The following is a 12,728-nucleotide window of genomic DNA, read 5'->3' on the forward strand; positions in this document are numbered from 1 at the left end:
TTAAAAGTAATGATTTTTGAGCATAAAAAAACCCCTATATCTTTAGTGATGTAGGGGTCAAAATAAAAATTATATAATTATCAGTTAAAAATATAGCGAATTCCTAACTGAGCTTGCCATCTAGAGGATTGAATTCCCTCATCATCAAATTCAACAACATTATTAGGCGTGCCATCTAAGTTCACCGCCCCAGTATTTAGGTTGAAGGTAGGTGTATCACCATTGGATATAGTGGTCAATGGACTTACTTCGCTATCAATAAATTTTAACCGGCCCCAATCTTTGTTCAATAAATTGGTGAAGTTGAAAATATCTGCCGACAGTTGTAGTGTATGCTTCTTACTGCCAATATTAAAGCTAAAATCTTGTAAGAACTTCAAATCTACAATATGGCTCCATGGACCACGAGAGGCATTACGTTCAACATACTGGCCCCTTCTTGAGCTCAAATACTCATCATTTTCAATAAAAGTATTTAATGCACTCCATTGTTGTTCAGGCGTGGCAATAATGTCTCCGCCAGAGTTTGTCAAATTCACCAATACGATTTCATCTGCATTTGCAGGGACGTAAATTAAAGCATTGTCCCTAGAATCATCATTTAATAAATCCCTACTTGATTCATTATAAATGAAGCTATAAGGAGAGCCTTGAAAACCTTGATACAACAAAGCAAAAGTGGTTTTTATGTTGTCATTCCATTGAATTTGATAGGAAGCATCCGCTACTATACGACTACCCAAGGCAAAATCAGAACGGGTCACAGGTAGATTAGAGTTTTTACCATTAACCGTTTGAATATTACGCCATTGAGAACTGTTCTGCGATGAAGTACCATCGAAAATCTTGTTGGATTCCCCATAGGTATAGGATACTGATCCCGCAAAGCCACTTTCAAAAGGTTTTCTAAGCGTAAAAGTAGCATTTGTAGCACTACCTCCACCTGTATTCGAAGCCAAGTAAATCCCTTGATAGGTACCGTCAACACGGTTGCTCCTATTATAAAAAGGTCTAATGTCGGCTCCTTGATAAAAACCTTCAGGATCACGAATATTCAAATTTTCATAATAAACGTCTGTGATAACATCAGTATAGAGGAAGTCAGCTGATGCAATCAAACCCCAAAAAGGCAATTTCTGGTCTATGGCAATATTGTATTTGATTACCTGTGGTAGTTTAAAATTTTCTGCAATTAAATCTACGTTACCACCCAAACCACCAGAACCTGGCAGTGGGTCTTCAAATTGATTTTGAAAATCGGATTCAAATTCTTGTCCAAACTGAAACATAAAGCCACCAGTAACACCATTATTATTGTAGGTTCCACCAGGCCATACCAAAGGAAGTCTAGAAGTAAATACCCCGATACCACCACGAATTTGAGTAGATCTTTCGCCGTTCACATCCCAATTAAATCCTAATCTTGGAGCAAACATTGCCGTACCTACACCCTGCCCCACACGGGCACCCTGCAAATCTTTACCAGCTGCTTCCAACATTGGAACAGTATTGGTGTTGAAATCTTCGTTAACAGTACCATCTTCCCAACTTGGAATATCAATACGTGCACCAAAACTAACTTTGAAATCATCGGTCAACTGTACATCATCCTGTACATAAAAGCCAGCCTGAAATGTCTTGAAATCAGCTGATCCAGCAGATTCGTCACCAACGGTACCATCACCTAACAATGAATACCCGTGTTGATAAAGATTGGCATTTTGTCCTGTCAAAAACTCATTGAGTCCACTGGACAATAAATTTCCATCATCATCAAAATCATCTGTAAATTCATACCAGCCATAGTTAAAAGCAAAAAACAGGTTCTTTACAGTCGCAAATTCTAAATTGGCACCCAAGGTCACAGTATGGCGACCTGCATATATTTCAAAGTTATCGGTAATCGTCAAATAATCTGTATTGAGTAAGTTAGCGGTCGAAAATGGCTCTGAGCCAAAGAAAATAGTACCATTGCCATCTTGAATCTCAACTGTTGGAAACGGATCTCCCGAGGGGTCACGATCGTCACGAACAGCAGTAAAACCAACAACTAAGTTGTTACTGAACTTATTACCAAATCTCGAATTCAATTCCAATGCGGTTGAATTGGTATTGGATACAAAAAATTCAGAGCCATTAATAAAACCTATCTCATTGTTGTCAGAACTTCTTGCTTCAAGGTTTTCTGCGCCTACGTAACTATGGCGTAAGGAAAGATTATGGTTTTCATTGATATTCCAATCAAGTTTTGCCACCAAAGTATTGCTTTCCAACGTTCTTGTATTATTATCAAAAATTCCTGGATTGAAATTATAAGTGCCTTGTAAAAAATTACTTAAGTTATCCAAATCAGCTTCTGATGAACGCCCTGTGTAATTACTAAAAATAAAAGGTTGTGGAATTTCAGTTTCATTACGTTCGTAGTTGACAAAAAAGAACAGTTTGTCCTTAATTAGGGGGCCACCTAAGCGCATACCATAAGTATTTGCCGAAAAATCAGCAACTTTCACTCGCTCGTCTCCCTCGTTGATTAAAGCAGTAGGTGTTTTGGCTACCAAATCTTGGTTTCTGGTGAAGAAATAAGCGGATCCTTCAAACTCATTGGAACCTGAACGTGTAACAGCATTTACCGATCCACCTGAAAATCCTGATTGTCTAACGTCAAAAGGTGCAATATTGATTTGAAATGTTTCAATGGCATCTACAGATAATGGATTTACCCCGGTCTGTCCTCCATTGGTCCCCGAACCTGCCAAGCCAAAAACGTCATTATTGACCGCACCATCAATGTAAATGGCATTGTAACGATTGTTTTGTCCTGCCAAGGAAATAGAGAAACCATCATCACCTTCAGTTAATTGTGCTTGAGGAGTCAAACGTACGAAATCTGCAAGCGAACGTGAAGCTGCTGGGGTAATTTCCACTTGGCGTTGTGAAATATTGGTTTCCGTGCCTGTTTTATTTGATCCGAAAACTCCATTTGAAACTGCGGTAATAACAACCTCATCAAGTGCTGTAGCTGATTCTGAAAGCTGTGAATTAATGGTACTGGTAGACCCCAGATTTAAAAAAACACCTTCTTTTACATAATCATTAAAACCCACATATGATATTGTTACCGTGTACGGACCTCCTGTACGCATACCTGAAATACGGTAAAAACCATCAAAATCGGCAGCTGCACCGTATGTGGTTCCCGAAGGAGTATGTACTGCTACTACACTTGCTCCTGGAAGAGGCTCTCCTGTATTGTCGGTTATCTTTCCGCCAATTGCAGATGTGGTAACCCCCTGTGAAAAAGCCATGGTAGCCATAAACATGGCAAAAATGACCAAATAAATTTTTTTCATTTCAATTATGTTTAAATAGTTTAATTAGCGTAGCAAAAGTCTCGCTTTTAATTTTGACAAATATTAAGATAACGTTAAGAAATTAGGTATTAAAAAGTATGCCGTATAAAGCTAAGCATCTTTGAATCAGCAAATTATATAAAAGAGTAATTTTATGAAATTCTAAATCAATTCTTAAAAAAATGCAAAAGATTTAGTGTAGAACTATCATGATTGCCAATTTCGGAACCTTCAATATCAGAAAGAGTAGATTTTGCCAATTGCTTGCCCAATTCCACGCCCCATTGATCATAACTGAAAATATTCCAAATAATTCCCTGAACAAATATTTTATGCTCGTAAAGTGCAATAAGTGATCCTAAACTTTTTGGAGTGAGCTTACTGATAAGAATAGTATTGGTCGGTTTGTTGCCCTGAAAGATTTTGAAAGGCAAAAGTGCTTCTATTTCTTTGGCGGTAAATTCTTGTTCTTGAAGTTCTTCCTTGACCTCATCTTTGGTCTTGCCGTTCATTAGAGCTTCTGTTTGTGCAAAAAAATTGGCCAAAAGCTTGTTATGGTGGTCTTTATCTCCATGTAAAGATTCTTTAAACCCAATAAAATCCACAGGAATCAATTTTGTGCCTTGATGGATGAGCTGAAAGAAAGCGTGCTGTGAGTTAGTGCCCGGTTCTCCCCAAATAATAGTTCCTGTCTCATAATTTATACTATTACCAGATCTGTCCGTGCTTTTACCGTTACTTTCCATAATGCCCTGTTGCAAATAGGCGGAAAAACGATTCAAATATTGTGTATATGGGATAATCGCCTCTGTCTCTGCATTATAAAAGTTATTGTACCAAATACCTACAAGTGCCAAAACAATCGGGATATTTTTTGAAAACGCTGTCTCTTTAAAATGAACATCCATTTCATTGGCTCCTGATAATAATTCTGCATAATTATCGTATCCTATGGATAGCGAAATCGAAATCCCTACCGCACTCCAGAGTGAAAAGCGACCTCCTACCCAGTCCCACATAGGAAAAACATTGTCTGCCGATATTCCAAAATCCTTGATTTTTTGGGTGTTTGTTGAAACTGCCACAAAGTGTTTGGCAATATCTTCTTGTGAGCCGTTTTCTAAAAACCATTTTTTAATGGTAATGGCATTGCTCAACGTTTCTTGAGTTGTGAACGTCTTAGAGACAACCACAAACAATGTTGTTTCTGGATTTAGTTCTTTTAGTATTTCATGAACATGGTCTCCATCTACATTGCTCACAAAATGCATTCTTAAATGATTCTTATAAAATTTGAGCGCTTCAACTACCATTGCAGGTCCCAAGTCAGACCCTCCAATACCAATATTTACTACATCTGTGAACTTTTTATTAGAATATCCTCTTCTATCACCAGAAATCACACCTTCTGAAAAAACCTTTATTTTTTCTCTGACTTCATAAACCTCAGGAACAATATTTTTTCCATCTACATGAACCTCATCACTTTTTTTAGCACGTAGCGCTGTGTGCAAAACCGCCCTTCTTTCCGTTTGATTAATTTCGTCCCCTTTAAAATAGGCCTTTATTGCGTTTTTTAAGCCAACTTCTTCAGCCAATTCCAGTAACAAACTCATTGTTTGTTGTGTAATTCTATTTTTTGAATAATCTACTAGAAAATCGTTCCAGTGAATTACAAATAATTTTCCACGTTCTTTATCTGCAGTAAACAGTTTCCTTAAATGTTGATTTTTAGTGTCTTGATAGTGTCTTGAAAGTTTTTCCCAGGCTTTTGTGGTTGTGGGGTCAATTTTGGGGAGTGCCATTTTACTTATTGAGTGTTATAAGATTTTCTTGCGGTTCTGGAGCGGGCAATGTGTATTCTATACAATCCAATTGAGTTTTTAAAGGATCTATATATTCTAGGTAATCCAATCTCAGGGAATCTGCTATAGGTTCCGCGGCAGGCAATTTCTCTCTAAGTGGGTCTACTTGCCTACCATTTTTCCAGAATCTGTAACACACATGGGGGCCTCCGGTATTTCCTGTCATACCGACCCATCCTATTACATCTCCTTGTCTTACATACTCTCCTCTTTTTACCTTTTGCTTTCGCATATGCAAATATTGGGTACTATAGGTTCCGTTGTGCCTGATTTTTACATACTTTCCATTGCCACCTTTTCTTCTGGATTCGGTGACAGTGCCATCCGCGGTGGCGATGATAGGTGTCCCAATTGGTGCAGCGTAATCCGTTCCTTTATGCGGTCTTACCTTATAGCCGTAATATGCAATTCTTCTTTTTAAATTATATCTAGATGATAGTCTGTATCCAAACTTGATCGGTGCCCTTAAAAATGTACTTCTTAAATTATTGGCTTCTTCATCAAAATAATCGGTCATCTGTTTTAGAGAATCCGCTTCGTAGGAAAATGCATATATTGGTTTCCCCTTATGCTCAAAAAATGCAGCTTCTATTGGTTCTGCTCCAGCGTATATGGTATCATTGATATATCTCTCTTTATAAATAACCTTGAACTTGTCCCCTTTTTCCAATCTAAAGAAATCAATCGTCCATGCATAGATTTCTGAAAGGTTCAACGTAACGTTATAATCTATGCCCTGATCTAAAATTGCTTCGGATAGTGATGTTTCTATTATTCCAGAAGCTTCACGTTCTACATATTTAACTTTCTTTTTACTCTTATAGGCCATTACACTATCACGAAGATCAACAACAGTATAGTTTATACGATCGTTCTGGTAAATGAAAACTTCTGCAACTTCTGAGGTATCTTTTGATTTTAAAATCACGTATGGCTTACCGACCATTATTTTTCTAACATCAAAAGTATCTTTAAAGTTCTCTGATATTGTGTATATTTTAGGGTAGTCCACTTTATTCTTCAACATAAGTTCTCCAAAACTGTCTCCGTTTCTTACGGTATCGTGAACTACTTTGAATTCATCGAGATTAAATCCAAAATGTTTTATTATTGGCTGTTCAACCGGTTCTTCCGGTCCCAATTCCTGTACCAATACCTTTTCTTCTTTACATGACACCAACATCATCAGTGCCAACAGTGCCCCAAAAAATTTATACATTCTTAAAATTCCTTATTTGCTGGATTAAAAATATGATCTACCCATTGTTTTCCCCATGATAGCTTCTCGTCTTCTGAGTACAAAGTTGGGAAAAAAATTATTTTCTGAAAACTGGGTGGCAGATAGTCCTTCCAATTGGTCCCTCCCGTGGAACCAACTTCTTTATTTTCTTTAGCTAAATACCGGTACGCTGAACCCATGTGCATCAATGGCCAGTTTACATTGGCATTTACATCCAAATCCTTTAATGATGTTATTAAACGCTCATCTTTTCTAGATGACTCAGGCAATTGTAGGTATTTGTGATAAATAGTACTGCTTTTTACCTGATTGGATATTCTCAAAAGTCTTGGGGTATATCTAAACTCAAATTGTTTGAGCGTAAGTGTTTTCTCCCCAGTATTAATATCCGTAGCACCTTTTTTCCAATAAATATTTTCAAAAAGTTCTTCTATTTCATCATTTGCAGAAAAAGAATCCCGCTCAGAATGATGTACCAAATTTTCCAAAGGAGTAGCATAAAGCTCTATCATCCTGTATTGTGCGGATTGAAACCCGCTTGCAGGTAAAAGTGCCATGCGATAACGTAAAAATTGTTCACGCTGCATTCCATTTATCATAATCCTGAAAGAAGATATCAACGCTTTGAAATAACTGTTGATGCGATTTGCCTTTTCTATGAAAAAATCAAGGCTTTGGGATTTATCATCAACTATTTGTTTCTGCTCATGCAGAATAAGCTTAAAATAAAGTTCGGTAATCTGATGGTACATAATAAATATCTCTTCATCAGGAAAGTGTGTACGTGGCACTTGAAGACTGAGCAATGTATCTAAATGGATATAATCCCAGTAGGTAAGGTATCTTTGATAAAGAAGCCCATCGAGATAAGAACTTAAATCTTGTCCAGAATTTTTGAACTTTTCTTCAAGCTTATTGATTTGGGACTCAATTCGCTCATCATTCTTCATTAAATACTATCTCATTATTATTTTAAATTGGTTCTTGAGGCCGTTATAACCATCTAAATCTGCCTTAAGGGACCCTACGGCCAAATCTGCCTTGATCCTGATCGGAATTTTGTTCAGATCATTCGAAACCCATAGAGTAAGGCTTTCGTTTTCCTTAAAAACTCGACCAGATTGTACTATGGGCCTAAATTTAAGACATTCTACTTTGCCAAACTTGGTACGAATGACTTCTTTTCCCAAAAATTTCAACTTAAATTTATAGACTCCATCATCATCAAAAAGCATATCCATGTTAATGGATTTACCTACCTCAAATTCCTCAAGTGCATATCTGTTCCTTAGATAATATGAGGCCGACAATAAATCCTGAATTTCGTCGTGCACGGGAATGTCCAATTGTTTTCCATTTTTGTTGTCTTTTAGAACAGCTTTATCCTGGTCATGATAAAAATCGATTTCAATATCTTTTGTGTAGCCGCCTTCATTTATTTTACGAATAAAACGATAGGGTTTGCCGCTTTTTTTTCCAAAATAGCTCTCATAGGTATCATCTACTTTAAAAAATATACTGGCAAAACCAGTTGTTTTACCTCTACCGACAACATGGTATACGGGAGTATTATCTATGGTATCATTCCTCAAATTCAGGGTAGCGTAACTGGCATTAAGGAATCCATAATGGATTCGAAATTTAAGCCATTCGCCAGCTTTGTAGGCGGGCTGTACATTTTGAGACGTTGCATGAATTGCAAACATTAAAGAAAAAATGATGAAAAAATATTTCATAAACTGTAATGTTGTGATAAAATTACTAAAAACGTGTTTTTAGTAAATTAGTTTACAATTACATAAACAAAACTTGTTCCAAAATATTATACAAAAAAAAGCCCAGTCTTAAAACTGGGCTTTTCCTAAATAACCAACCAAACTTTAAATTATGAAAAACCAATACTTAAAGTTATAAGGGAACCACCCCTTATGTACTTGTAAATATACATCAAGCTTTTGTAGGAAAATAAGTTTTTAACGGACTTTAACTATCCTTTTCTTTTTTTGGCGAAAGCCAAACAAATATTTAATATGCCATTAAGAAAAATCCCGGTTTTTTAGTGTTTTTCCCTAATCTTTGATGGATGAAAACCTTTCTTTGTGTATGGGTTTTAAAAATCCAAGCAGATAGCATCATTATAAGATAATTAGTGCATTATATTTTCTAGAACCAATATCCTATGCTAAAGAAAAAGGTGTTCTCGTTTATTTCCGGAGACCAGGAATAATATATCTGAACAGGGCCCAGAAAGGATTCATACCCATAACCTATTCCATAGCCAGAAAATGTAGGCTCCGTAAACCATTCCCCTGTACGAAATAAATCATCGTCAACGTTTGCAAAATTCGCTGAAAACAATGCGTGGTTCTTGGGCGCAAAATTATAATCCAACCTTCCATAGGATTTTACAAAACTGTTTCCGGGAAGGCTTAAAAAATCATATCCAAAGAATGGAATAAAATTATTCACAAAATCATTTCCATATCCTCCAAGAACGAAATCAAAGGATGTAACACTGGAAGTTCCCAATTTAAAACCTCCTTCGGCCTCTATATTAAGGCTTACGTTATTGAAAAGATTGAAAGCTGTTCCAAGTCTTGCTTTTCCAACGGAGAATTCCTTAAAATTTTCATTAAAGTCTGAGGAAAGGAGATAAAAATGAAAATCACTGTCAAAAAATATGCCTTTGGTTGGAAAGTATTTATCGTTATAGGTATCCAATGTTATTTTTCCATAGGCGCTAAAATAGTTTGAGTCATCAAAAAAAGTTCGTTCTGAATCTGTTGGCACAAAAGTATCTTCGCCATTATCCACAAATTGATTTATGGTTCGGGTACTGTAACGCAACAGTTTGTGCTCTAAACCTAAGGTTACGGCAAATTCTTCTTGCAAGACGGTCTGTAAATAAGCTTGATTGGTCAAATCCGTTACATCCAAGTTTATTTCACGAATGTTTGGATCTGCGGGAACTTCAAAGTTTGAGCTTATCAAACCAAAATCCACATCTGTATCAAAATTGGTAAACTCCGATTTAACACCAAAACTCCAGTAAAAACCCTTATCAAGATAATATTCCAAATTGTACCTTAAATTATCTCCCAGAATAAAATCAAAAGATGCTACGTCGTCCTTGAGCAAAAAATTCTTTTTGGTGAGATTGATCAGTGCAGCGCTTTTATAAAGATCATCATAATGAGCTGAAAGCTTTAAGAACATTTTAGTCTCTGTTTCTACTAGCTTTAATATCAAATCAGTGCCCAAGCCATTGGATACCAATTGATATCTTATAGTCTTGAAGTTACCTGTTGCGGACAGGTTGCTTACGCCCTGTTTTAAATCGTCAAATGAAATCCTCTCGGCCAAGTCAAATCTAAGTTTTCCTTTTATGTAGCCCCTGGTGTACTTATCATTTCCTTTGATTATCAATCTATTGATAGTAAGACTGTCAGAGGGTTCGACTATCCTTTTTGAAAGTGGAGATTCATTTTGTACTTGGGCTACTTTTTGCAGTTCAGCAAACTTCTCCAGCGCAGCTTCTTCACCGGTGAGAACAATCTCTTTACCACGACCAAAATCGATAACGGAAAAATCCTCGATTTTAGGTTTTATATAAATTTCGGTCTTATCGATTTTCTTTTTCATATCACTGACCGTTCTATAATTATTTATTTGAAGAAGGATTTCTGTAGCCGATGATAATGCTTCCCTATCTGATAAGCCATGTTGAACATCTACACCAATGATTAGGTTGGCGCCCATTTTCTTTACTTCATCTATAGGGTAGTTGTTTACCACACCTCCATCTATCAAAAGTTTACCATCAATTTCAGAGGGCTCGAACAATGATGGGAACGTACCACTGGCCATAATAGCTTCGGGCAGGTATCCACTTTCCAGCAACACTTCTTCACCTGTTTCCACATTTGTAGCGATACATAAAAAAGGGATGGGCAATTTTTTGAAGTCCTTAATATCTTTTACATGAAACAAAAGCCTGACCAGTTCATTATAGATATTCTGACCTCCGGAGATGGCCTGTGGGAAAGAAACATGAAAGTTTGTAAAAGGAAGCCCGAGCGCATACCGTTCAGAGTCGTCCTTATCGTAAAATGTTTTAGCGCTTCTTGGGACATCATCCTGAATCAATTTTGAAAAATCCGTTACCCTAAAAATCGAATCCAGCTCCGTTGCTGAATATCCAGATGCATAGAGCGCACCGATTATGGCACCCATGCTTGTGCCGCCAATATAGTCTACCTTTACACCGGCTTGTTCCAAAACCTTTAATGTGCCAATATGGGCCAGCCCCTTTGCTCCACCACCGCTAAGTACAAGACCCACTTGTATGGGCACCTCTTCTTTTTCAGTGGTTTGAGCAATACCCCAAGTACCAAAAAAAGCAAGTAGCAATATGACTATTTTGTTTTTCATTCGTATTTGCTAATGAAAGGACTTATAAATTTTTTTTGCCCTGGCCATGCCCACGGATTCGGCAAGACTATCAATGGTTGCCTCCTTAATCCGCTTGACCGATTTAAAACGCTTCAACAACTGTTCTGCAGTTTTTTTACCTATCCCCTCGATACTTTCTAGCTCAGAATTAATGGCAGCCTTGCTTCTTCTGTTTCTATGGTGGGTTATCCCAAATCTATGGGCTTCATTTCTTAATTGCTGGATAATCTTTAAGGTCTCGGATTTTTTATCCAGATAAAGTGGTATGGGATCTTCTGGGAAATAAATCTCCTCCAAACGTTTGGCTATTCCTATTATCGCAATTTTTCCGCGTAGGCCCAAAATGTCCAAACTCCTCAATGATGATGACAACTGTCCTTTACCGCCATCAATAACAATTAACTGTGGCAAAGGCTCCTCTTCGTTTAGGAGTCTTTTATATCTTCTAAAAACCACTTCTTCCATACTTGCAAAATCGTCCGGGCCTTCCACTGTTTTTATATTGAAATGTCTATAGTCTTTCTTGGAAGGCTTTCCATTTTTGAAAACAACACAAGCGGCCACTGGATTGCTGCCTTGAATATTGGAGTTGTCAAAGCATTCTATGTGTGTTGGTTCTTTAGAAAGCCTCAAATCAGCCTTCATCTGTGCCATTATTCTTTTTGTATGCCTATCCGGGTCCACAATTTTGATTTGTTTGAACCTATCCTGTCTAAAAAAACGTGCATTTCGTTCAGATAACTCAAGAATTCTACGTTTATCTCCCAATTTTGGAAGTGTGACCTTAACATCATCCTCTACCGCAATGGGAAAGGGCAAATAAATTTCTTTGGATTTAGAATTAAATCGCTGTCTCAATTCTATGATGGCCAATTGCAAAAGTTCTTCATTGGTTTCCTCCAATTTCTTTTTGATTTCCATAGTATGCGATCTAACTATAGATCCATGGGAAAGTTGAAGAAAATTAACATAACCATGGGTCTCGTCAGAAATTATGGTGAATACATCAACATTGTTGATTTTGGGATTCACCACCGTGGATTTGACCTGATAATTTTCAAGTATGTCAATTTTATCCTTGATGCGCTGTGCCTTTTCAAATTCCATTTTACCTGCCAGTTCCTTCATCTGTGATTTGAAGAATTGTAGCGAGCTTTTAAAATTACCTTTTATAATTTCCCGAATATCAGCTATCTGCCTATGATATTCTTCCACTTCTTGAAGTCCCTCACATGGCCCCATGCAATTGCCCAAGTGGTATTCCAGACATACCTTATATTTCCCGGAAGAAATCTTTTCCTTGGAAAGATCATAATTGCAAGTTCTTAAGGGATAAACACTTTTAACAAGGTCTAAAAGCGTTCTCACAGTTTTCATGCTAGTATATGGGCCATAATATTCAGAGCCGTCCTTAATCAACTTTCTGGTGGGGAAAACCCTTGGAAATCGCTCGTTTTTGATACAAATCCATGGATAAGATTTGTCGTCTTTGAGCATTACATTATATCGGGGAAGAAGTTTTTTTATAAGATTGTTTTCCAAAAGTAATGCATCAGATTCCGTAGCGACCACAATGTGTTTGACCGAATGTATTTTTTTGACCAATACCCTGGTCTTGCCATATTCCTGTTTTTTATTAAAATAGGAAGAAACCCTTTTTTTTAGGTTTTTAGCCTTGCCCACATACAGGATTTTTCCATCAGCATCATAAAACTGATACACCCCAGGGCTATCTGGTAATGCACTTATTTGAACATCTATGGATGATGGATCGGACATAAACTCTTAAAATCTACCTAAAAAACAAAATTAGGCTTTTAT

7 protein-coding genes are annotated in these 12,728 nt (G+C 37.0%); all 7 read right to left on the bottom strand.

Translation table 11 applies throughout. The features are described 5' to 3' along the window. Positions 1-80: 80 nt before the first annotated feature. On the bottom strand, positions 81-3,350 hold the full coding sequence (locus tag HME9304_RS06155) for a TonB-dependent receptor (protein WP_112377748.1): 3,270 nt from the start codon (positions 3,348-3,350) through the stop codon (positions 81-83). Positions 3,351-3,517: 167 nt separating this feature from the next. Then, entirely contained in the window at positions 3,518-5,155 is a 1,638-nt protein-coding gene (pgi, locus tag HME9304_RS06160; RefSeq protein ID WP_112377749.1) for a glucose-6-phosphate isomerase, read from the bottom strand. A gap of 1 nt (position 5,156) precedes the next feature. Further along, positions 5,157-6,434 (bottom strand): M23 family metallopeptidase, encoded by a 1,278-nt coding sequence (locus tag HME9304_RS06165; RefSeq protein ID WP_112377750.1) that lies wholly within the window; start codon positions 6,432-6,434, stop codon positions 5,157-5,159. A gap of 2 nt (positions 6,435-6,436) precedes the next feature. Then, positions 6,437-7,405, bottom strand: coding sequence for a tryptophan 2,3-dioxygenase family protein (locus tag HME9304_RS06170; RefSeq protein WP_112377751.1), 969 nt, complete (start codon positions 7,403-7,405; stop codon positions 6,437-6,439). Between the two features lie 6 nt (positions 7,406-7,411). Continuing rightward, positions 7,412-8,191, bottom strand: a complete 780-nt coding sequence (locus tag HME9304_RS06175) for a DUF3108 domain-containing protein (protein ID WP_112377752.1) — start codon at positions 8,189-8,191, stop codon at positions 7,412-7,414. A 427-nt stretch (positions 8,192-8,618) separates the two neighbouring features. Beyond that, positions 8,619-10,886: a patatin-like phospholipase family protein gene (locus HME9304_RS06180; RefSeq protein ID WP_112377753.1), complete on the bottom strand. Its 2,268-nt coding sequence runs from the start codon at positions 10,884-10,886 to the stop codon at positions 8,619-8,621. A gap of 9 nt (positions 10,887-10,895) precedes the next feature. Beyond that, a complete protein-coding gene (uvrC, locus tag HME9304_RS06185) occupies positions 10,896-12,686 on the bottom strand; it encodes an excinuclease ABC subunit UvrC (protein ID WP_112377754.1) in 1,791 nt (596 codons plus the stop codon). Positions 12,687-12,728 lie beyond the last annotated feature (42 nt).

This window comes from Flagellimonas maritima (assembly GCF_003269425.1).
Lineage (GTDB): Bacteria > Bacteroidota > Bacteroidia > Flavobacteriales > Flavobacteriaceae > Flagellimonas > Flagellimonas maritima.

What these genes read in the sequence shown, in the direction of transcription:
- HME9304_RS06175 (WP_112377752.1), bottom strand. Translation starts at nt 8,191, where the DNA reads ATGAAATATTTTTTCATCATTTTTTCTTTAATGTTTGCAATTCATGCA.
- HME9304_RS06165 (WP_112377750.1), bottom strand. Translation starts at nt 6,434, where the DNA reads ATGTATAAATTTTTTGGGGCACTGTTGGCACTGATGATGTTGGTGTCA.
- HME9304_RS06180 (WP_112377753.1), bottom strand. Translation starts at nt 10,886, where the DNA reads ATGAAAAACAAAATAGTCATATTGCTACTTGCTTTTTTTGGTACTTGG.
- HME9304_RS06170 (WP_112377751.1), bottom strand. Translation starts at nt 7,405, where the DNA reads ATGAAGAATGATGAGCGAATTGAGTCCCAAATCAATAAGCTTGAAGAA.
- HME9304_RS06155 (WP_112377748.1), bottom strand. Translation starts at nt 3,350, where the DNA reads ATGAAAAAAATTTATTTGGTCATTTTTGCCATGTTTATGGCTACCATG.
- uvrC (WP_112377754.1), bottom strand. Translation starts at nt 12,686, where the DNA reads ATGTCCGATCCATCATCCATAGATGTTCAAATAAGTGCATTACCAGAT.
- pgi (WP_112377749.1), bottom strand. Translation starts at nt 5,155, where the DNA reads ATGGCACTCCCCAAAATTGACCCCACAACCACAAAAGCCTGGGAAAAA.